Origin of the sequence: Achromobacter sp. LC458 (assembly GCF_001005835.2) — a bacterium.
Taxonomy (GTDB): Bacteria; Pseudomonadota; Gammaproteobacteria; order Burkholderiales; family Burkholderiaceae_B; genus Achromobacter; species Achromobacter spanius_B.
The window spans coordinates 54,902-74,728 of the sequence record NZ_LBHW02000031.1 but is presented as its reverse complement, the minus strand read 5'-3'; the positions used below and the strand labels follow the sequence as shown (position 1 = coordinate 74,728).

The window sequence follows — 19,827 nt, the reverse complement described above, 5'->3', positions numbered from 1 at the left end:
CTGCGCCAGCAGCGCCAGCGCCGTGTCCGCGTCGGGCTGGCGGGACAGCAGCGACAAGCCCAATATCGAAAGAAACAGCGGCGCCTGGGATTCGCCCACGCGCGTCAGCGCTTGCGCCATGGCGGTGTACACCTGGTCTAGATCGTCGTTGTTCATGCTTGGCCTTCCTGGGTTGCGGACTGGGCGATCGAAGGATAGTAGGGCGCCAGCGCGGCGCGTAGCTGCTGGGCGTCGGGCGCGGACCAACGGCCCAGCACATAGCCGTCCGGGCGGATCAGCGTGACCAGGCCGTCGGCGGCGCCATGGCGCTGGCGCAACTGCCCATGCGCGTCGTCCAGACAGCCAGAGCCCGAGCCCGATCCCGCCCCGGCGCCCACCTGCACGATCTGCAAGGGGTGCGGCGCGCTTTGCGTGGCCGTGGCCAGGGCATTCAATTCGCGGGCCAGCGACGCGTCGGGCGATACCGCCAGCAGCACGAAGCCCCGGCCGAAACTCTGGCTCAGGTAGCGGACAGCGGGGCCGTCTTGCAGCTGCGCATCGGGCACGGGTTGGCCGGGGGCGGCGGCGGGGCCGGCTTGCGGCGCGCCGTCGTGCAGGTTCAAGGGCGAGGCGTCGTACGAAATAGGCGCGGACTGCCGGGGGTTGATCAGCGGGCGCACCGCCTCGTCCACCAACGCCAGCCGCAACGCGGCTTCGCGCATCAAGCGAAAGCCGAAGTCCGGCGGCGCCATGAATTCCGTGCTCTTGGCGCCATAGGCCAGGTTCTGGCGGGTGGCGTGCACGCGTTCGATGCTGTAGCTGTCCAGCAGGCTGTCCGGGGCCTGGCCCTTCAAGACCCAGGCCAGTTTCCAGGCCAGGTTGCCGGCATCGTCCAGGCCGGAGTTCAGGCCGCGCACGCCAAAGATGGGCACCAGGTGGCCGGCGTCACCGGCAAACAATACGCGTCCGTGGCGGTACTGCGCCAGCGTCAGGCACTTGGCGTTGTAGACCGAAATCCACAGGGCTTTCCAAGGCGCGGTTTCGCCGATCATGTCCAGATGGCTTTGCACGCGCGGCAAGACGTTTTCCGGTTTGACGGCTTCGTCGGGGTCTTCGTCGTCGCGAATCTGGTAGTCCACGCGCCACACGTTGCCGGGCTGGCGGTGCATCAGCAGGGTGGAACCGGGGTTGGACGGCGGGTCGAACCAGGCCAGGCGTTCAACGGGGCGGGTCGATGCCTGTTCGATGTCGACGATGACGTAGCGGCCTTCGTACTGCATGCCTTCCAGCTTCAGGCCCATGGCCTCGCGCACGGTGCTGCGGCCGCCGTCGCAGGCAATCAACCAGTCGGCGCGCACGGTCTGGCGCGAGCCGTCGGTGTCGATCTGGACCGTGACGCCATCGGCGTCGGCATGCAGGCCGGCCACGCGGGCCGACCACTGCAATGTGGCCAGATCGGGGTGGCGCTGCATGGCCTGATGCGCGTATTCCTCCACCGAGTATTGCTGGATGTTGACCATGGGCGCGTAGCGCTGCAAGGGGTCGTGCGGCATCTGGAAGTGCAGCACTTCGCGGTCGCGGTAGTAGCTGCGGCCGCCCGGCCAGGCCAGACCGGTTTCCATCAGCGGCTTGTCCGCGCCCACCCAGCCCAGGATTTCCTGCGAGCGGCGGGATATGCAGATGGCGCGGCTGCCACGGCAATAGTCGTCGTCTGCCTCGACCGTGAGCGAGGCGATGCCGTACTCGGCCAGCAGGGCGGCCAGCGTCAGGCCGACCGGGCCTCCGCCGGCAATCAACACGGGTACATGCGCGGGTAGCGGCATCTTGTCTCCAGGATATTTGGTTGTTTCCGCAACTATATTTCTCATAAGTTGCGCGCGCAACTACTTTGGTGGGACGTAAAAAAACCCGCCGGATCGAATCGGGCGGGTTTTCAGAAAAGGGCGCTGCGCGCTTAGTTGCGCACGCTTAGTTGCGCACGTTATAGATGCGCATCGCCTGCTGCTTCTGGTTGGCGTCCATGACGCGCAGCACCACCACGCGGGCGTTAAAGCCGTCGGGCAGCTTCAGCTGGCCTAGCGCGTAGTCGTAGCGGTCGACATTCAGCGTGGGGCCTTCCGGGGTGACGGTTGCGGCGCGGCCATTGGAATAGCTGCCTTCGATGCTGAACGTCAGCGTGCCCTTGAACGGCGCGCCGGTGCGCTCTTCGCGCATTACCAGAACCTGGTAGTCAAGCTGGCCGGGAGCGCGCTTGAATGTGGCCGAGCGGATGCCCAGGTTGCCGCCGCGCGGGTCCGGCGGCATGGCGTCCTGGAACAGGACCAGTTCTTTGTTCAGCGTATCGATCTTGGCGCGGGCATCGGCCAGGTCGGTGGTCAGCTTTTCGTGGCCGGACTTATTGGCGTCGCGCTGTTGGGTGGCTTCTTCCAGCTGGGTTTGCAGGCGCTGGCGTTCCAGGTTGGACGCGCTCAGCTCGCTATGCAGGGACTCGGACTGCTCGACGGTCAGGCGTTGCGGGCCGTAGTTCGTTTGCAGGAAGAGCACGCCGCCCGCACCCAGGGCAATTCCCACCAGCAGCAGGACAAGCCAGCGCGGCAGGCGCCGCGTGCGTTGACCGGGTTGGTACACGGAGGGCTTGAATACAGCCCGTTGCGATCTTCCAAACATCCCCATTCCTAGAAAACTTCCTGTGTATGTGCTTGTTCGCGCGGGTGCCCGCGCGCGCCAAAGCGTCAGAGAATACCCCGTTAGCCGGGGCGGTTGGGTGCGCGGACAAGCCTGGTTGCGCACCTTGATATTGTGAAATATGTGAGCGTCAGCGTGCTGCTGCGAGGAGCTCCGCGTCCAGATCGGCAAGCCGTTGCGGGGTGCCGACATCGACCCAGCGGCCGTCGTGGCGTGCGCCGCGCGCCAGGTTTTTGGCCATTGCCTGCCGTAGCAGGGGCGCCAGGGGCGCCGCCGTGCCGCGCTGGACATCCGCGAACAACGAGGGATGGTAGACGCCGATGCCTGCGTAGGTCAAACGCGGCTCGCCGTCGGCATGCAGGACGCCATCGGGCGATAGCCGGAAATCACCGGCCGGGTGCTGCACGGGGTTGTCGACCATCAACAAGCCCACGCCACCATCGGGCACATTGGCCGCCAGGGACGGCGCCAGCGCGGGGTCCCAGTCGCACCAGACGTCGCCGTTCACAACCAGGAACGGCGCATCGCCCAGCAGGGCAAGCGCCTGGGCGATGCCGCCGGCCGTTTCCAGCGCGGTGCCTTCGGCTGAATACCGAATCCGCACGCCGAAAGCACCGCCATCGCCCAGCGCGCGTTCGATCTCGTGGCCCAGCCAGGCATGGTTGATGACGATCTGGCGGATGCCCGCCGCCGCCAGCCGTTCCAAATGCCAGACGATCAGGGGCTTGCCGCCCACCGTCAGCAAGGGCTTGGGCAGCCGATCGGTCAGCGGGCGCATGCGTTCGCCGCGGCCCGCGGCAAGAATCATGGCTTGCATCAAAAGGTGTATCCGACGCTGACCTGGCGGTCGTCCAGTTGGTCGAGCAGGCGCAGCAGGGGGGTGAAAACGCCGTAGCGCTGGGCCACCTGACGGACGTAGCCGTTCATGCGCGGCATGTGGGCCAGGTAATGCGCCTTGCCGTCGCGGTGGTTCAGGCGGGCGAATACGCCCATGATGCGCAGGTTGCGTTGCAGGCCCATCCATTCGTAGGCGCGATGGAATTCGGCAAAGTCGGCGTCCACGGGCAGGCCGGCCGCGCGCGCCATTTCCCAATAGCGGATGGCCCAGTCCAGCTGCTGCGGTTCCTCCCAGGTGGTGCGGGCGTCGGTAACCAATGAGGCCAGGTCATAGGTGATGGGGCCCACCAGCGCGTCCTGGAAATCGATGACGCCGGGGTTGGGACCGTACTGCGGTTGGTCGCACACCATCAGGTTGGGCGAATGGAAGTCGCGATGCACCAGTACCTGCGCCTGGCCGCCGTTGCTGGTCGACAGCAGGGCGAAGATCTTTTCCAGGGCGTTGGCGGTCTTGTCGTCCAGCGTGACGCCGTGGTGCTTGTTGACGTACCACTCGGGGAACAGCTTGAGCTCGTCGGCCAGCCGGTTGGTGTCGTACGTGGCCAGGCCGCGGGTGGACGCCTGCTGCAAGCGCACCAGCGCGGCCAGTGCCTCGCGGTACAGCGTTTGCAGTTCGCTATCGGAAATGCCGGCCTGGATGCGCTGATAGTAGGTTTGCTCACCCAGGTCGGACAGCAGCAGCAGGCCCTGGTCCAGGTCCTGTTCCAGCACCTGAGGCACGTTCAGCCCGGCTTCGGCCAGCAGTTGGCCCACGTGCAGGAAGGGGCGGCAGTCTTCGTGCGCCGGCGGCGCGTCCATGACAATCAGGGTGCGCTCGCCGGCGTCCAAACGGAAATAACGGCGAAAACTGGCGTCGGCGGAGGCCGGGCGCAGCGTGTCCACGGCCAGGTTCAAGGCTTTGGGCAGGCTTTCCAGCCAGTTGCGGATCTGCACCAGGCGGGGGTCGTGATCGTTTTTCAAGGAAGATCCGTGTCAGAAGGGCAATATTGCTGAAATTTGCATTCGGCGCACATAAGGCTGGGCGTATGGCGCGGCTTCTCTATAATACCGGCTCGTTTACACCAGCATCGGCCGTTCTCCGCCGCCAATGCCAGGTTTTCCCATCGTCAAAAAGGGCTGTTTTCACTCGTGCGCAAGGTTCGGTGGTTGATCCTCTCTGCTGTCAGCGTGGCCGCCGGAGCCGTCCAGGCTCAAGGCAGCCAAGGTTCGACTCCCGCGGCGTCCGCAGCAACCGCGACCTCCGCGGCCCCCGTGTTGCGTACGTCGCCGGGTCTGCGCATTCACCGCCTGCCCGATGAAAGCATCCCCGCGTACCTGGAAGCCGACAGCATCGAGGGCGACCCCGATTCCGACCTGACCCTGAACGGCAGCGCGCAAGTGCGCCGCATCGATGGCGTCATCAAGGGCGACCGCATCAACTACCGCAAGGACACCGGCGAAGTCGATGTCCAGGGCAGTGCGCGCATGATGCGCGACGGCACCTTGGTGACCGGCCCCAACGCGAAGTTCAACGTCGACAAATATTCAGGCCAGGTCGAAAAGCCCAACTTCTGGATGGGCGCCACCGGCGGCTTCGCCGTTGCCGAACACGCCGACATCTTCAGCAAGTCGCAGATGCGGCTGCATACGGTCACGTACAGCGGCTGCTCGTGCGAAACGCCGTCCTGGTACATCAAGGCCAACACCGTCGATATCGATTTCGACGAAAACGAAGGCGTGGCGCGCAACGGCGTGCTGTATTTCAAGGACGTGCCGATCCTGGCGTCGCCCTACATGACCTTCCCGGTCAAGAAAGAACGCAAGTCGGGCTTCCTGATGCCGACGTATGGCACCACCAGCCAGGGCGGCTTCGACATTTCGCTGCCGTACTACCTGAACCTGGCGCCCAACTACGACATGACGGTCCAGCCGCGCTACTTTTCCAAGCGCGGCATGCAGCTGGGCGGCGAATTCCGCTACCTGGGTTCGTCCTATCTGGGCACCCTGGACGGCACCTACCTGCCTAACGACAACGTCACCAGCGAAGACCGCTGGATGTACTGGTGGCGCCACCAGCAGACGTTCTCGCACGGCTTCTACGCCGACTGGGACATCGCCAAGGTTTCAGACGACAACTACTTCCGCGACATCTCGCAGCTGGGCCTGAACCAGGCGTCGACCACCTACCTGCCGCAGCGCGGCCGCGTGGGCTGGGCCTCCAACTACTGGAGCACGTACGCACAGGTCTACAAGTACCAGACGCTGCAGGATCCGGACGCGCCGCTGGTGCCGCCGTACGACAAGGAACCCGAGTTGTACCTGCGCGGTGCGCGCTATGACTGGGGCGGTTTCGACGTTGACTGGACGTCTACCGCCGTGCGTTTCCGCCGTCCCGATTTCGGCTCGACCGTTCGCTACCCTGATGGCGACCGCTTGCAGTCCTACCCGACGGTGTCGTACCCCATCGTGCGCCCGGGCTGGTTCATCATCCCCAAGGCGGGCGTGAACTACACCCAGTACCAGACCAAATGGTATGGCGTGGATGCGCTGGGCCTGAACGGCGGTTCGGCCGACGGCCTGCCGCGTTCGCAATCGCGCACCGTGCCGATCATGTCGCTGGACGCCGGCCTGATCTTCGAACGCGACACGTCGCTGTTCGGCAAGGCGTCCACGCAAACGCTCGAACCGCGCCTGTACTACCTGCGCGTGCCGTACCGCGACCAGTCCAAGATGCCGGTCTACGACACGTCGCTGGCCGACTTCAGCTTCTCGCAGGCCTTCGAAGAAAACATCTACACCGGCGGCTGGGACCGTATCTCGAACGCCAACCAGCTGACGGCCGCCTTGACCACGCGCTGGCTGGACGCCAATACCGGCTTCGAGCGCATGTCGCTGGCCGTGGCGCAGCGCCTGTATTTTGAAGATCAAAAGGTCACGCTGCCGGGCGAAACGCCGCGTGAAAACGTGCGTTCCGACTTCCTGGTGGGCGCCAGCGCGGCGCTGACCGACACGCTGAGCACCGACGTGGCCGCTCAGTACAATCCTTACCAGAACCAGTGGTCGCGCGGCTTGGTCAGCGCACGCTGGTCGCCGCAGCGCCTGACCACGGTGGCGCTGTCGTATCGTTATCAGCGCGATCCGCAACCGGGCGTTCAGTATCAGCCCCAGGGCCAGAACCAGGTCAGCCTGGCGTTGCAATGGCCGTTCAACAAGCGTTGGTACGGCGTGGGTCGCGTGGATTATTCCTTGCGCTCCGGGCCGTCCAGCACGGTGGCCAACACGACGGAATCTCCCCGTGTCACGCAGGCCATCGCCGGCGTCGAGTACAAGGGCGATTGCTGCTGGGTGGGCCGCGTGGTCTACCAGCGCTATGCTGTATCGGCAACGGACGCGAACTCCGCTGTGTTCTTCCAGCTTGAGCTGACCGGTCTGGGTTCCCTGGGAACCGACCCGATGAACCTGCTGAACAGAAGTATCCCCGGCTACACCAGCATTACACCGCCCGTGCCGGCTGGGACCACATTTGAAAGGTATGAATGATGCGTAGGTTGCACTCTTTGCGCCGCCTGTCCGGCAGTGCGCTGTTGTTGGCCTTATGCGCCGGCCTTCCCGCCGCGCACGCGGCCGAGCCAACAGGCCGGGCCGCGAACAATGGCGCCAAGGCCGCGCCCGCCGCTCAGAAAACCACGCCGGCGCCCAAGGGCGAGCAGTTCGTGGACGGCATCGCGGCCGTGGTCGACAAGGACGTGATCACGTTGCGCGAACTGCGCGACGCGTCCATCCGCATTTCGACCGAACTGAAATCGCGCGGCATCCAGGTGCCCGACGACCAGACCTTGCAACATCAAGTGTTGCAGCGCCTGATCATGGAACGCGTGCAACGCCACGAAGCCGACCGGCTTGGCATTCGCGTGGACGATGCCCAGGTGGACCAGGCCATCCAGACCATCGCGGCGCGCAACAAGATCAGCGTGGCGCAACTGCGCGGCGAAATCGAAAAGTCAGGCACCAATTGGGATGCCTACCGCAAGTCGCTGCGTGACGAGATCCGCACGGATCGCTTGCGCCAGCGCGCGGTGGATTCCACTATCGTCATTTCCGACACCGAGGTCGACGCGTTCCTGAAGGACCAGCGCCGCAACCCGGCGTTTGGCGCCGCGCCGCAAGCGCAGCAGCAGCCACAACCGCAGGCGCAGCCCGAGCCCGCGCCCGAGCAGGCCGCCGCGCCTTCCGGGCCGATGCTGTACGCGCTGGCCCAGATTCTGGTGCGCGTGCCGGAAGGCTCCACCCCCGAACAGCTGGCGGTGCTGCGCAAGAAGGCCGAAGACATCCTGGCGCGCGCCAAGCGCGGCGACGACTTCGCCAGCCTGGCGGCAGCATCGTCGGATGGCCCCGAAGCCTTGCAAGGCGGCGTGATGGGCGTGCGTCCGCTGGACGGCTGGCCCGACCTGTTCGTCAAGGCCATCGGCAATCTGCAAAAGGGCCAGGTCAGCAACCTGATCCAAAGCGGCAACGGCTTCCACATCATCAAGGTGATGGACCGCGGCACGGCCCAGCCGGCGCCTGGCCGCACCGCGCGCACGCCGGCCCCCACGCCGGCACCGCAGCCCGCCGCGCGTCCGCAAGCGCCCGCGCAGCAAGGCCCGACCAAGGTCATGCAGACCCGCGCGCGCCACATCCTGATCAAGACGTCCACCGTCATGAGCGACGAAACCGCGCGCCAGCGCCTGGAACAGGTGCGCCAGCGCCTGGTGTCGGGCGGCGCCAAGTTTGAAGACATGGCGCGCCAGTATTCGCAGGACGCCACCGCGCCGCAGGGCGGCGAACTGGGATGGCTGAACCCGGGTGAAACCGTGCCGCCGTTCGAAGCCGCCATGAACGCGCTGAAGCCGGGCGAAATCAGCCCGCCGATCCAGTCGCCCTTTGGCTGGCACCTGATTGAAGTCGAAGAACGCCGCGAACACGACGCCACCGACGACCTGGCCCGCATGAAGGCGCGCCAGATTCTGTTCGAGCGTCGCGCCCAGCCTGCTTTTGAAGACTGGCTGGAGCAATTGCGTGCTCAGGCTTACGTCGACAACCGGCTTGAAAAGCAGCAAAAGATCCAGCAGAACAACCGCTAAACGCATTACGGGCTTTTCATGTCTCAACACCAGGCGCGCAAGCGCTTCGGCCAGAACTTCCTGACCGACGAAAGCGTCGTCGAGTCCATCGTCCGGGCGGTTGGCCCCGCCCGTGACGATGCCGTGGTCGAAATCGGCCCAGGGTTATCTGCCTTGACCCGGCCGCTGCTAGAGCGTCTGGACCATCTCACCGCCGTGGAAATCGACCGCGACCTGGCCGCGCGCCTGCGCAAGCAGTTTGATGCGTCGCGCCTGACCGTGGTCGAAGCCGACGCGTTGACGGTGGATTTCTCGCAATTCGGCAGCGCGCTGCGCGTGGTGGGCAATCTGCCCTACAACATTTCCAGCCCGCTGCTGTTCCATCTGATGACGTGGGCCGACCACATCCGCGACCAGCATTTCATGTTGCAGCGCGAGGTCATCGACCGCATGGTGGCGCAAGCGGGCTCCGGCGATTTCAGCCGCTTGTCCGTGATGTTGCAGTCGCGCTATCGCATGCACAAGCTGTTCGATGTGCCGCCCGAAGCGTTCGATCCGCCGCCCAAGGTGGTGTCGGCCATTGTGCGCATGGTGCCGCTGCCGGCCGACCGCCTGCAACCGGTCAGCGTGCGTGCCTTTGAAACCGTGGTGGCGCGCGCCTTTTCGCAGCGCCGCAAGATGCTGCGTCGCGTGTTGGCCGACTGGGCGCCGCAAGTGCCCTGGGAAGCGCTGGACATTGCGCCGACCGCGCGCGCCGAGGATATTTCGGTGGACCGGTATATCCGCCTGTCGGATGCGCTGGTGGCAGCGGGCCTGCTTCAATAAGCGCAAAGCGCGCAGCGCTTCAAGCGGGCGTGGCGCGTGTCACGCAATGCAAGCGTGGCGCATGCCACGCTATCCGCGCCAGGCGCATCACAACATCCGTTTTTGCGCGGCCATCCATAGCTGCATGACGTCGCGCGCACGCTCGGCAAGCAGCTTTTCCGCGTCGGCCAGTGCTTGTTGCAACGTGATGGGACCGGGCGCCAAACTAAACGCGGCGCTGATGCCGCCGGCGTGCAGCGCTTCGTAGCCCTCACCCAACGACCCCGCCAGCGCCACCACCGGCACGCCGGCCTGCTGCGCGATCTTGGCCACGCCCGCCGGGGTTTTGCCGCGCAGCGTTTGCGCGTCCATGCGGCCTTCGCCGGTGAACACCAGCGTGGCGCCTTCGATGGCGTCGGCCAGGCCGCCAAGCTCGGCCACAATTTCCACGCCCGGGCGAAAGTGCGCCTGCAAGAACGCCTTGGCCGCAAAGCCCAGGCCACCCGCCGCGCCCGCGCCGGGTTCGTTGCGATGGTCCACGCCCAGGTGGCGCGCGCACACATCGGCAAAATTCGACAGCATCTGGTCCAGCGCCAACACCTGTTCCGGCGTGGCGCCTTTTTGCGGCCCGAACACGTGCGATGCGCCATGCGGGCCGCACAGCGGATTGTCGACGTCTGACGCGATATCGATGTGGATCCTGGCCAGGCGCGGATCCAGTCCGCGCGTGTCGATGGCGGCCAACTTGCCCAGCGCGCCGCCACCGGGCGGCAGGCTGTTGCCGCCCGCGTCGAGCAGGCGCACGCCCAGCGCCGTCAGCATGCCGGCGCCCGCGTCGTTGGTGGCGGACCCGCCCAAGCCCAGGATGATGCGCGTGGCGCCCGCGTTCACGGCCGCCAGCATCAGCTCGCCCACGCCGTGGCTGCTGGCGCGCATCGGGTCGCGCTTGGACGGCGAGATCAGTTCCAGCCCCGCCGCGGCCGCCATTTCGATCACGGCCGTGCCGTCTTCCAGCAGGCCCCACACGGCATCGACCTTGTAGCCCAGCGCGTCGTTCACCGTCAGCTGCTGTTCCTTGCCGCCGGTGGCGGCCAGCACGGCTTCGACCGTGCCTTCGCCGCCGTCGGCCATGGGCACGCATATCGTGTGGGCGCCGGGGCAGGCGGCTTTCACGCCGCGCGCAATGGCCGCCGCCGCGTCGGGGGCGGACACGCTTTCCTTGAAGGAGTCGGGAGCAATGACGATTTTCACGGGTTGGGGTCGCCTCGTAATCGGTGGGAGTAAGGGCCATGATACCCGCGCCGACGCAGGCGGCGTACCATAGCGCTTTCGTTGTTTTTGCGAGAGTGGACCGTCATGCCTGTATTGCGCCGCACCAAAATTGTTGCCACCTTGGGCCCTTCGACTTCGACGCCCGAACGCATTGAAGCGCTGATCCGCGCCGGCCTTGACGTGGCCCGTTTGAACTTCTCGCACGGCAGCGCGGACGACCACCGCGACCGCGCGCGCCTGGTGCGGGACATTGCCGCCAAGCAGGGCCGTTTCGTCGCCATCATGGGCGACCTGCAGGGCCCCAAGATCCGTATCGCGCGCTTCACCGACAAGCTGGTGCAACTGCACGTCGGCCAGCCCTTCACGCTGTCGCGCGTGCATCCCAAGGATGCGGGCACGGCCAGCATCGTCGGCATCGATTACCCGGAACTGGTCACGGATTGCCGCGTGGGCGACGAACTGCTGCTGGACGATGGCCGTGTCGTGCTGGTGGTGGACCGCGTCGAAGGCGATGAAGTCCACACCACCGTTACGGTGGGCGGCCCGCTGTCGAACAACAAGGGCATCAACCGCCGTGGCGGCGGCTTGTCCGCGCCCAGCCTCACCGACAAGGACCGCGTCGACATCAAGCTGGCGGCCGAAATGGAACTGGATTATGTGGCCGTGTCGTTCCCGCGCTATGGCAGCGACATCGACGAAGCCCGCGCCCTGTTGGCCGAGGCCGGCAGCCAGGCATGGATCATCGCCAAGATCGAACGCGCCGAAGCCGTGGCCGACGACGAAGCGCTGGACTCGCTGATTCGCGCCAGCGACGGCGTGATGGTGGCGCGCGGCGACCTGGGCGTGGAAGTGGGCGACGCCGAACTCGTCGGCATCCAGAAGCGCATCATTCAGCACGCGCGCACGCTGAATAAAGTGGTCATCACCGCGACGCAGATGATGGAATCCATGATCTCCAGCCCCATGCCCACGCGCGCCGAAGTGTCGGACGTGGCCAACGCGGTGCTGGACTACACCGACGCCGTGATGCTGTCGGCGGAAAGCGCCTCGGGCCAGTATCCCGTTGAAACCGTGCAAGCCATGGCGCGCGTTTGCCTGGGCGCGGAAAAGCACCCGACGTCCACGGTGTCGCATCACCGCATGGGCGAGACCTTCACGCGCTGCGATGAAACCATTGCGCTGGCGGCCATGTACGCGGCCAACCACTTTCCGGGCGTCAAGGCCATCATCGCCTTGACCGAAAGCGGGCACACGCCGCTGATCATGTCGCGCATTCGTTCGGGCGTGCCGATCTACTGCTACAGCCCGCACAGCCTGACGCAGAACCGCGTGGCGATGTTCCGGGGCGTCTACACCATTCCGTTCGCGCCGTCGGACTACGAACCGGCCGAACTCAGCGAGGCCGCCATCGACGAACTGCGCAAGCGCAACCTGGTCAAGACGGGCGACTGGGTCATCCTGACCAAGGGCGATTTCTACCGCGACAGCGGCGGCACCAACGGCATGAAGATCCTGCTGGTGGATTGACCCGGGCTGGCGGGGCCGCGACCCGGCCCCGCACGCCCGGGCAGGCTTTCAGCCAAAGAACCAGTAGCACACGCCGATGGCGGCCATCACGCCGGCCGCATCGGCGATCAGCGCGCAGCCCACCGCGTGGCGCGCGCGCAATATCCCCACCGACCCGAAGTACACCGCCAGCACGTAGAAGGTGGTTTCGGTGCTGCCCTGCATCACGGCCGACAGCAGGGCGGGGAAGCTGTCCACGCCGAAATGCGTCATGGTTTCCAGCATCATCGCGCGTGCCGCGCTGCCGGAAAACGGCTTGACCAGCGCGGTCGGCAGCGCGTCGACAAAGCGTGTGTCCCACCCGGCTTGCAGCGCCAGCCAGCGGATGCCGTCCAGCAGAAAATCCAGCGCGCCCGATGCGCGCAGCACCCCCACCGCGCACAGCATGGCCACCAGATACGGCAGCAGGCTCTTGGCAATGTCGAAGCCTTCCTTGGCGCCCTCGATGAACGTTTCGTAGACCGGCACCTTTTTCCAGGCGCCCACGACCAAGAACGCCAGCAGGATGCCGAACAGCGCCAGGTTGCCCATCACGGACGATAACGATGCGATGGCCGCGGCCGACATGCCGGCCAGCAGCGCCATGAAGCCGCCCATGAGCAAGGCCGCGCCGCCCAGCCACAGCATCACCACCGGGTCGGTCAGCCGCAGGCGCTGGCACGCGGCCACGGCCAGAAAGCCCGCCAACGTCGACGCGCTGGTTGCCAGCAGGATGGGCAGGAATACCAGCGTGGGGTCGGCCGCGCCCTGCTGCGCGCGGAACATGAACAGCGTGACGGGCAGCAGCGTCAGCGATGACGCGTTCAGCACCAGGAACAGGATCTGCGCGTTGCTGGCGGTTTCAGGCGTGGGGTTCAGGGATTGCAGTTCGCGCATGGCGCGCAGGCCGATGGGGGTGGCGGCGTTGTCCAGCCCCAGACCGTTGGCCGCGAAGTTCAGCGTGATCAGACCGATGGCGGGGTGATTGCGCGGCACGCCGGGCATCAGGCGCGCGAACAGCGGCCCCAGCAGGCGCGCCAGCTTTTCCACCAGCCCGGCGGCTTCGGCGATACGCAGGAAGCCCAGCCACAAGGTCAGCGTGCCGAACAGCAGCACCATCACTTCGACCGACACGCGCGCCATATCGAACAGGCTGGCCACCATCAGGCGAAAGACGTCGGGGTCTCCAATGGCCAGCCAGCGGTACAGCGCGGCGGCGGCGGCGGTCAGGAAGAAGCCCAGCCAGAGTTTGTTCAGCATGCGTGACGATGCCCGGACAGCGGTTGATTGCGCACCAGCGCGGGGACGCTCATTGTCGCAGAGTCAGCCCTGGCCAGCTTGGCCGCGCGGCGCCAATTCTGGTACTTTGGGCCGAACCGCCCTAGGGCCATAACAGTGAGGGACACTCATGGATTTCAATGCCTGGCGCCGTCGCCGCATCTCGGAACCCGCGTACCGCTGGGCGCGCAACGCCTTGCCCCCCATGTCGGCCACCGAGCGCGAAGCCATCGAGGCCGGAGACACCTGGTGGGACGCCGACCTGTTCACCGGCAACCCCAACTGGCGCAAGCTGCTGGACGTGCCCGCCGCCACCCTCACCCCCGAAGAGCAGGCCTTTATCGATGGCCCCGTGGCGCAGCTGTGCACGATGCTGGACGAATGGGACATCACCTGGAACCGGCGCGACCTGCCGCCGCAGGTCTGGAGCTTTCTGAAATCGCAGCGCTTTTTCGGCATGATCATTCCGCGCCGCTATGGCGGGCTGGGCTTTTCCCCGTACGCGCATTCCGAAGTGGTGCGCCGCATATCGGCCTATTCCATCACGGCGGGCGTGACCGTCATGGTGCCCAATTCATTGGGCCCCGGCGAACTGCTGATGCAGTTCGGCACGCCCGCGCAGCGTGATTACTGGTTGCCGCGCCTGGCCGATGGCCGCGAGGTGCCGTGCTTCGGGCTGACCAGCCCCGAGGCGGGCTCGGATGCCGCGTCCATGGTGGACACGGGCGTCGTCTGCCGCCAGGTGGTCGATGGCCGCGAACTGATCGGTATCCGGCTCAACTGGCACAAGCGCTACATCACGCTGGGGCCGGTGGCCACGGTGCTGGGGCTGGCGTTCAAGATGTCAGACCCCGACGGCATTCTGGGCGGCCCGGCAGACATCGGCATTTCGGTGGCGCTGGTGCCCACCGAGGCGCCGGGCGTGGAAATTGGCCGACGCCATCTGCCGGCCATGCAGGTGTTTCAGAACGGCCCGAACAAAGGGCGCGATGTGTTCGTGCCGCTGGATGCGCTGATCGGCGGCGAGGCCCGCGCCGGCCAGGGCTGGAAGATGCTGATGAGCGCCTTGGCCGCCGGGCGCGGCATTTCGCTGCCGTCGCTGTCGGCCGCTGCCGCCGTCATGTGCGCGCACACCACCGGCATGTACGCGCGGGTGCGTGAGCAGTTCGGCATCCCCATCGGCAAGTTCGAAGGCGTGCAGGAACAGTTGGCCCGGCTGGCGGGCAACGCCTATCTGGTCGAGGCGGCGCGCCGCCTGACCTGCGCCGCGCTGAACCAGGATGTAAAGCCGGCCGTTGTGTCCGGCATCATGAAATACCACGCCACCGAGCGCATGCGCGATTCGGTCAACGCCGCGATGGACGTGCACGCGGGCCGCGCGGTCATCGACGGCCCCAGCAACTACCTGGGCGCGCTGTACCGCGCGGTGCCCATCGCCATCACGGTCGAAGGCGCCAACATCCTGACGCGCAACCTCATCATCTTCGGGCAGGGCGCCATCCGCGCGCATCCCTATCTGATGCCCGAAATGCTGGCGCTGGCCAACCCCGACGAAGAACGCGGTATCGAGGTGTTCCATGACGTGTTCTGGCGCCATCTGCGGCACGCCGGCAAGAACACGCTGCGTGCGATCGGGCGCGCCTGGTCGGGCGCCTTGCTGGCGCCGTCGCCGGTGTCCGGCCCCACGGCCGGGCATTACCGGCGGCTGGGACGCTATGCGTCCGGCTTTGCGCTGTTGGCCGACGCCACGTTGGCGCAATTGGGTGGCGGGCTGAAGCGGCGCGAAATGATCTCGGCGCGGCTGGGCGATGTGTTGTCGCAGCTTTACCTGCTGTCGGCGGTGCTCAAGCGTTGGGAAGACGAAGGCCGCAAGCACGACGATCTGCCGCTGGTGCATTGGTGCATGGAACAGGGCTACGCCAGCATCGAGAAAAGCCTGGACGACGTGCTGCGCAACCTGCCGGGCCGCGTGCTGGCGTGGGGCCTGCGCGCCGCCATCCTGCCGTGGCGCCTGGCGCGCGGGCCGAACGACGCCTTGACGCGCGCGTGCGCCGACCTGCTGTTGAAGCCGTCACCCACGCATGACCGGCTGGCGGCCGATCTGCATCGCGAGCCGGGCAGCGGCGCGGGGGCTGGCGTACTGCTAGGGGGCGGCCGCGCGGGTAGCGACCCCTTGGCGGATCTGACCCGCGCCTTCGCGCTGGTTGAAGCGGTGCAGCCCATCCGCGACCGCCTGCGCCAGTCGAACGTGCGCAATTGGCGCCAGGCGCATCAGCTGGGCGCCATCACGGACGCCCAGGCCGCGCAGCTGGAGGCGGCGGACGCGATGGTGTCCAAGGTCTTGCAGGTGGATGATTTTGCGCCGCAAGAGCTGTCGCCCCAGGCGGCAAGCCCTGATTCGACGTCCGCTTCCGAACAGGCCCCGGAACCCGACGCTTAGTCGTCGGCGTTCGGATCCATGCCCGGAAACAGGACTTCAGTGAAGCCGAACTTCGTGAAATCCTGAATGCGCGACGGGTACAGGCGGCCGATCAGGTGGTCGCATTCGTGCTGCACCACGCGGGCATGAAAGCCTTCGGCTTCGCGCTCGATCAACTGGCCATACGGGTCGCGGCCGCTGTAGCGGATGTGGCGATAGCGCGGCACCAGCCCGCGCAGGCCGGGCACCGACAGGCAGCCTTCCCAGCCGTCTTCCATCTCGTCCGACAGCGGCGTGATGACCGGGTTGCACAAGATGGTCTGCGGCACGGGGGGCGCGTCGGGATAGCGGTCGTTGCGGTCAAAGCCGAAGATCACCAGTTGCAGGTCCACGCCGATCTGCGGCGCCGCCAGCCCCACGCCTTGCGCGGCCGCCATGGTTTCAAACATGTCGTCGATCAGGGCGTGCAGCTCGGGCGTGTCGAATTTATCGACGGGTGGGGCCACGCGCAGCAGGCGCGGGTCGCCCATTTTCAGGATGGGGTGGATCATGGCGGTACGCGTCAGTCCTGACGGCCTTTCTTCTGGATGAACTCGATCTTGTAGCCGTCCGGGTCTTCCACAAAGGCGATCACGGTCTTGCCGTGCTTCATCGGACCGGCTTCGCGGGTGACCTTGCCGCCGCGTTCCTTGACCTTGTCACAGGCTTCGTAGGCGTTGTCCACTTCCAGCGCGATGTGGCCGTAGCCGTTGCCCAGGTCGTACTTTTCGGTGTCCCAGTTGTGGGTCAGTTCGATGACCGCGCCTTCGGATTCGTCTTGATAACCCACGAAGGCCAGCGTGAACTTGCCTTCCGGGTAGTCGTTGCGGCGCAGCACGCGCATGCCAAGCACGTTGGTGTAGAAATCGATGGATTTATCAAGGTTGCCGACTCGCAGCATGGTGTGGAGCATACGCATGGAGATCTTCCTTAGGCGATGAGGGGTTGTGGCAGGAACCCGGGGTTGCCCGAGTGTTGCCGCGTAATGCCGATGTCGCGCAGTGCGCCGCCCATGGCGGCGACCGCCTGCCGCATCTGGTCCGCGCCAAAGGCGCCGATGCAGCCGACCCGGAACGTGGGTTGTTCGGTGTTGAAGAAATTACTGAGCACGTAGCCGCGCGCCTTCAGGGCGTCCACGAACAATTGCAGATGCCAGTTCGGGGAATCCGGCGCATGCACGTTGACGACGATGGGGCCTTGCAGATCGCGCGACAGGTAGGGCGTCAGGCCCAGTTCGCTGACGCCATCATAAAGCGTGCGCATGTTGGCCGTGTAACGCGCCAGCCGCGCCTCGCGGCCTTCCTGGTGGTACAGGTCCAGCGCCACGGCCAGCGCCGCCAGCGTGGGTGCGGGCGGCGTGAAGCGCGGGCCGGCATTGGGCGCCAGCGTGTGTTGATAGATGTCGGCCAGGTCCAGCGACCAGCTGCCCGCGTTGCCGCGCGCGGCCTCCAGGCGGTCGCGGCGGGCCACGACGAAGGCGGCGCCGGGCAGCCCTTCCAGGCATTTATTGGCCGTCAGCACCACGGCATCCACGGCGGGCAGGGAGGAGACATCCAGCGGCAATGCGCCGAAGGCGGATACCGCGTCGACGATGACGCGGCGGCCCAGCGCGTGGGCAATGCGCGCCAATGCCGGCACGTCGTGGCAGATGCCGCTGCCCGTTTCGCTATAGACCAGCGCCAGGTGCGTCAGCGTGGGGTCTTGTTCCAGCGCGGCGGCCACGGCGGCCGGGTCCAGGCGTTCGGTGGCGCCGACCGCCAGCGGCACGGCGATGCGTCCGGCGTCGCCGGCCAGCTTTTGCAGGCGCGCCGCGTACGCGCCGGTGGACGGCGCCAGCAGGCGGCCGCCGGGCGGCACGAAGGTGCGCACGGCGGCTTCCACCGCAAAGTGGCCGCAGCCGGGCAGCGCCATTGCCACGTGCTCGTCGGCCGAGCCCTGGGCCACCTGCAAGACCCCGTCGCAGACCTGCCGGTAGGCTGCGCGGAAATCGTTGTCCCACGGCGCGTAGTCTTGCGCCATGGCGGCCTTCACCCGCGCGTCGGTCGTGACCGGGCCAGGAATCAGCAGCAACATTGTCTTGTCTCCAGTGCGCCTCAGAACTGAGGCAGCGAAGCGGGGTCGTGGCGCCGCAGGACGTTCTTGGCGTCTTCGAAGTCGGGAAGGATCTGGCCGACTTCGCGCCAGAAGTCCTGACTGTGGTTCATCTCGCGCAGATGCGCAAGCTCGTGCGCGATGACGTAGTCGATGATGCCGGGCGCGAAATGGATCAGGCGCCAGTTCAGCATGATGTTGCCGTCGCTGGTGCAGGAGCCCCAGCGCGTGGCGGCGGACGACAGTCGCCAGCGGCGGATCTTCAAGCCGCTGATTTGCAGGAAGTGCGCCAGCCGCGCGCCGAACCAGGCGCCCGCGCGCTGCTGTAGCCAGGCTTGCGCGGCGTCGCGGATGCGGCTTTGGTCGGCCGTGGACGGCAGCGCCAGCCACAGCGTGTCGCCGTCCTCGGGCGCGTCGGCATCGCCCGACAGGCGCGACTGGCGGCTGTCGCCGCCTACGCCGATCAGGATGCGCTTGCCCAGGTAAGGCAGTTCGCCGCCCGCCTGCCAGCGCGTGTGCGCCATGGCCAGCTGCTGCTTGCGGGCGTGCCATTCGCGCAGCTTGGTGACGATCCAGCGCGCTTTCTCGCGGACCGCGTCGTCGATCTGCGTCAGCGTGACCCAGCTGGGCGCGGTGACCCGCAGGCCGTCGTCGGTGATGACAAAGCCAATGCTGCGCCGGCGCGAACGCAGCAGCACGAAGCCGATGGGCTGTTGGTCGGTGGGAATTTCGCGCCAGCGCGCGCCGGGCGGCAGCGGGTCGGGGCAGGGCGTGGGCACGCGCGAGGCGGCATTGGGCGACAGCGTCAGCAGCGGTTCGCCCTTGCCGGCATCGCCTTGAGAGGCGTCGGGGAACAAGTTCACCGGCGTGACGGGCTGGGGCTGGGGCTGAGGCTGAGGCTGCGGTTCAAGCCTGGGCTGCGGCCGCGGCTTCGGCGTGGCGATCAGCGGCGACGCGCCGTGGGGCGCGTCGTGTTCTTGCATGTCGAACAAGAGTTCGAGCTGATCAGTGCTGGGCATACCTTTCAGGATTCAGACGCCGCATTTCCCCTTCGATCCATTCCTGAACCTTCTGGTTCAGTTCGTCGGGGGAGAGTCCTTTGGATTCTATCGCGGGACCGATCGACAGGGTGACCAGCCCCGGATATTTGACGAAAGCGTTGCGCCGCCAGCACTCGCCGGCGTTGTGCGCCACCGGAATAACCACCGCGCCGGTGCGCGAGGCCAGCAGCGCTCCGCCCATCTTGAAGCGCGCCGTCTTGCCCGGCGGCACGCGCGTGCCCTCGGGAAACAGCAGCGGCCAGCGGCCTTCGTCCATGCGCGTCTGGCCCTGCTTGACCACCTGGTCGAAGGCGTCGCGGCCCTTCGAGCGGTCAATGGCAATCATGCGCAGCAGCGCCAGGCCCCAACCGAAGAACGGCACCATGTGCAGTTCTTTCTTGTAGACGAAGCACACTTCGCGCGGCATGTGGGCGGGAAAGAACAGCGTTTCCCAGGCCGACTGGTGCTTGGACAGGATCACCGCCGGGCCGTCGGGCAGGTTTTCCCAGCCCTTGACCTGCCAGCGGATACCGCAGAACACCTTGGCGCCCCAGATGGCCAGGCGCGGCCAGCCCACCGTCAGCTTGTAGCGCCAATGCAGCGGCAGCGGCGCCCACAGGATGCACAGGAACGCGTAGGGAATGACCGTGATGGCCAGGAACAGGAAATACAGCAGCGAACGTAGCCGGGCCATTGA

General features: G+C 66.4%; 16 protein-coding genes. 5 read left to right on the top strand and 11 right to left on the bottom strand.

The genetic code is table 11. The features are described 5' to 3' along the window. Nucleotides 1-152: 152 nt before the first annotated feature. The 4 genes from YH64_RS22160 to YH64_RS22145 form a co-directional block, all read right to left on the bottom strand. Complete coding sequence (locus YH64_RS22160; RefSeq protein WP_046806506.1) at nt 153-1,802, bottom strand: FAD-dependent monooxygenase; 1,650 nt, start codon at nt 1,800-1,802, stop codon at nt 153-155. A gap of 145 nt (nt 1,803-1,947) precedes the next feature. After that, nucleotides 1,948-2,646: a DUF6776 family protein gene (locus YH64_RS22155; RefSeq protein WP_046806505.1), complete on the bottom strand. Its 699-nt coding sequence runs from the start codon at nt 2,644-2,646 to the stop codon at nt 1,948-1,950. A gap of 148 nt (nt 2,647-2,794) precedes the next feature. Then, nucleotides 2,795-3,481: an N-acetylmuramate alpha-1-phosphate uridylyltransferase MurU gene (gene murU / locus YH64_RS22150; protein ID WP_046806504.1), complete on the bottom strand. Its 687-nt coding sequence runs from the start codon at nt 3,479-3,481 to the stop codon at nt 2,795-2,797. Continuing rightward, the gene (locus YH64_RS22145; RefSeq protein ID WP_046806503.1) at nt 3,481-4,521 is read right to left on the bottom strand and encodes an aminoglycoside phosphotransferase family protein; all 1,041 of its coding nucleotides are present in this window, start codon (nt 4,519-4,521) and stop codon (nt 3,481-3,483) included. Before YH64_RS22145 ends, murU begins: the two co-directional genes overlap by 1 nt. Nucleotides 4,522-4,689: 168 nt before the next feature. Between YH64_RS22145 and YH64_RS22140 the strand changes: the two genes are divergently transcribed. The 3 genes from YH64_RS22140 to rsmA are packed head-to-tail and all read left to right on the top strand — an operon-like array spanning nt 4,690 to nt 9,467. Next, nucleotides 4,690-7,080, top strand: a complete 2,391-nt coding sequence (locus tag YH64_RS22140) for an LPS-assembly protein LptD (RefSeq protein ID WP_046806502.1) — start codon at nt 4,690-4,692, stop codon at nt 7,078-7,080. Next, nucleotides 7,077-8,663, top strand: a complete 1,587-nt coding sequence (locus YH64_RS22135) for a peptidylprolyl isomerase (protein WP_046806501.1) — start codon at nt 7,077-7,079, stop codon at nt 8,661-8,663. Before YH64_RS22140 ends, YH64_RS22135 begins: the two co-directional genes overlap by 4 nt. Before the next feature lie 18 nt (nt 8,664-8,681). Then, nucleotides 8,682-9,467 carry a 16S rRNA (adenine(1518)-N(6)/adenine(1519)-N(6))-dimethyltransferase RsmA gene (gene rsmA / locus YH64_RS22130; protein WP_046806500.1) on the top strand — a complete coding sequence of 262 codons (786 nt, stop codon included), beginning with the start codon at nt 8,682-8,684 and terminating at the stop codon, nt 9,465-9,467. Nucleotides 9,468-9,554: 87 nt separating this feature from the next. Here rsmA and YH64_RS22125 read toward each other — a convergent pair whose 3' ends face one another. Continuing rightward, nucleotides 9,555-10,697 (bottom strand): glycerate kinase, encoded by a 1,143-nt coding sequence (locus YH64_RS22125; RefSeq protein ID WP_046806499.1) that lies wholly within the window; start codon nt 10,695-10,697, stop codon nt 9,555-9,557. Nucleotides 10,698-10,802: 105 nt separating this feature from the next. Between YH64_RS22125 and pyk the strand changes: the two genes are divergently transcribed. Next, complete coding sequence (gene pyk, locus YH64_RS22120; RefSeq protein WP_046806498.1) at nt 10,803-12,245, top strand: pyruvate kinase; 1,443 nt, start codon at nt 10,803-10,805, stop codon at nt 12,243-12,245. 48 nt (nt 12,246-12,293) lie between these two features. Here the strand turns inward: pyk and YH64_RS22115 are convergent, their stop codons facing one another. Further along, the gene (locus YH64_RS22115) at nt 12,294-13,523 is read right to left on the bottom strand and encodes a nucleoside recognition domain-containing protein (protein ID WP_046806497.1); all 1,230 of its coding nucleotides are present in this window, start codon (nt 13,521-13,523) and stop codon (nt 12,294-12,296) included. A gap of 148 nt (nt 13,524-13,671) precedes the next feature. Here YH64_RS22115 and YH64_RS22110 point away from each other — a divergent pair, with 148 nt between their 5' ends. Continuing rightward, complete coding sequence (locus YH64_RS22110) at nt 13,672-15,981, top strand: acyl-CoA dehydrogenase (protein WP_046806496.1); 2,310 nt, start codon at nt 13,672-13,674, stop codon at nt 15,979-15,981. Here the strand turns inward: YH64_RS22110 and def are convergent. Genes def through YH64_RS22085 form a run of 5 tightly spaced genes read right to left on the bottom strand, consistent with a single transcriptional unit; the run spans nt 15,978 to nt 19,824 of the window. Beyond that, the gene (gene def, locus YH64_RS22105; RefSeq protein ID WP_046806495.1) at nt 15,978-16,511 is read right to left on the bottom strand and encodes a peptide deformylase; all 534 of its coding nucleotides are present in this window, start codon (nt 16,509-16,511) and stop codon (nt 15,978-15,980) included. The genes YH64_RS22110 and def overlap by 4 nt on opposite strands. 11 nt (nt 16,512-16,522) lie before the next feature. Beyond that, nucleotides 16,523-16,918 carry a lactoylglutathione lyase gene (gloA, locus tag YH64_RS22100; RefSeq protein ID WP_046806494.1) on the bottom strand — a complete coding sequence of 132 codons (396 nt, stop codon included), beginning with the start codon at nt 16,916-16,918 and terminating at the stop codon, nt 16,523-16,525. An 11-nt stretch (nt 16,919-16,929) separates the two neighbouring features. Then, nucleotides 16,930-18,072: a 2-aminoethylphosphonate--pyruvate transaminase gene (locus YH64_RS22095; protein ID WP_046806493.1), complete on the bottom strand. Its 1,143-nt coding sequence runs from the start codon at nt 18,070-18,072 to the stop codon at nt 16,930-16,932. Between the two features lie 20 nt (nt 18,073-18,092). After that, nucleotides 18,093-19,109 carry a M48 family metallopeptidase gene (locus YH64_RS22090; RefSeq protein ID WP_143215489.1) on the bottom strand — a complete coding sequence of 339 codons (1,017 nt, stop codon included), beginning with the start codon at nt 19,107-19,109 and terminating at the stop codon, nt 18,093-18,095. Continuing rightward, nucleotides 19,096-19,824 carry a 1-acyl-sn-glycerol-3-phosphate acyltransferase gene (locus YH64_RS22085; protein WP_046806492.1) on the bottom strand — a complete coding sequence of 243 codons (729 nt, stop codon included), beginning with the start codon at nt 19,822-19,824 and terminating at the stop codon, nt 19,096-19,098. Before YH64_RS22085 ends, YH64_RS22090 begins: the two co-directional genes overlap by 14 nt. Nucleotides 19,825-19,827 lie beyond the last annotated feature (3 nt).

Bases quoted from the DNA above. Each gene is read 5' to 3' on its own strand.
- YH64_RS22160 (WP_046806506.1), bottom strand. From the start codon at position 1,802: ATGCCGCTACCCGCGCATGTACCCGTGTTGATTGCCGGCGGAGGCCCG.
- YH64_RS22155 (WP_046806505.1), bottom strand. From the start codon at position 2,646: ATGTTTGGAAGATCGCAACGGGCTGTATTCAAGCCCTCCGTGTACCAA.
- murU (WP_046806504.1), bottom strand. From the start codon at position 3,481: ATGCAAGCCATGATTCTTGCCGCGGGCCGCGGCGAACGCATGCGCCCG.
- YH64_RS22135 (WP_046806501.1), top strand. From the start codon at position 7,077: ATGATGCGTAGGTTGCACTCTTTGCGCCGCCTGTCCGGCAGTGCGCTG.
- rsmA (WP_046806500.1), top strand. From the start codon at position 8,682: ATGTCTCAACACCAGGCGCGCAAGCGCTTCGGCCAGAACTTCCTGACC.
- pyk (WP_046806498.1), top strand. From the start codon at position 10,803: ATGCCTGTATTGCGCCGCACCAAAATTGTTGCCACCTTGGGCCCTTCG.
- YH64_RS22115 (WP_046806497.1), bottom strand. From the start codon at position 13,523: ATGCTGAACAAACTCTGGCTGGGCTTCTTCCTGACCGCCGCCGCCGCC.
- YH64_RS22110 (WP_046806496.1), top strand. From the start codon at position 13,672: ATGGATTTCAATGCCTGGCGCCGTCGCCGCATCTCGGAACCCGCGTAC.
- def (WP_046806495.1), bottom strand. From the start codon at position 16,511: ATGATCCACCCCATCCTGAAAATGGGCGACCCGCGCCTGCTGCGCGTG.
- gloA (WP_046806494.1), bottom strand. From the start codon at position 16,918: ATGCGTATGCTCCACACCATGCTGCGAGTCGGCAACCTTGATAAATCC.
- YH64_RS22095 (WP_046806493.1), bottom strand. From the start codon at position 18,072: ATGTTGCTGCTGATTCCTGGCCCGGTCACGACCGACGCGCGGGTGAAG.
- YH64_RS22090 (WP_143215489.1), bottom strand. From the start codon at position 19,109: ATGCCCAGCACTGATCAGCTCGAACTCTTGTTCGACATGCAAGAACAC.
- YH64_RS22085 (WP_046806492.1), bottom strand. From the start codon at position 19,824: ATGGCCCGGCTACGTTCGCTGCTGTATTTCCTGTTCCTGGCCATCACG.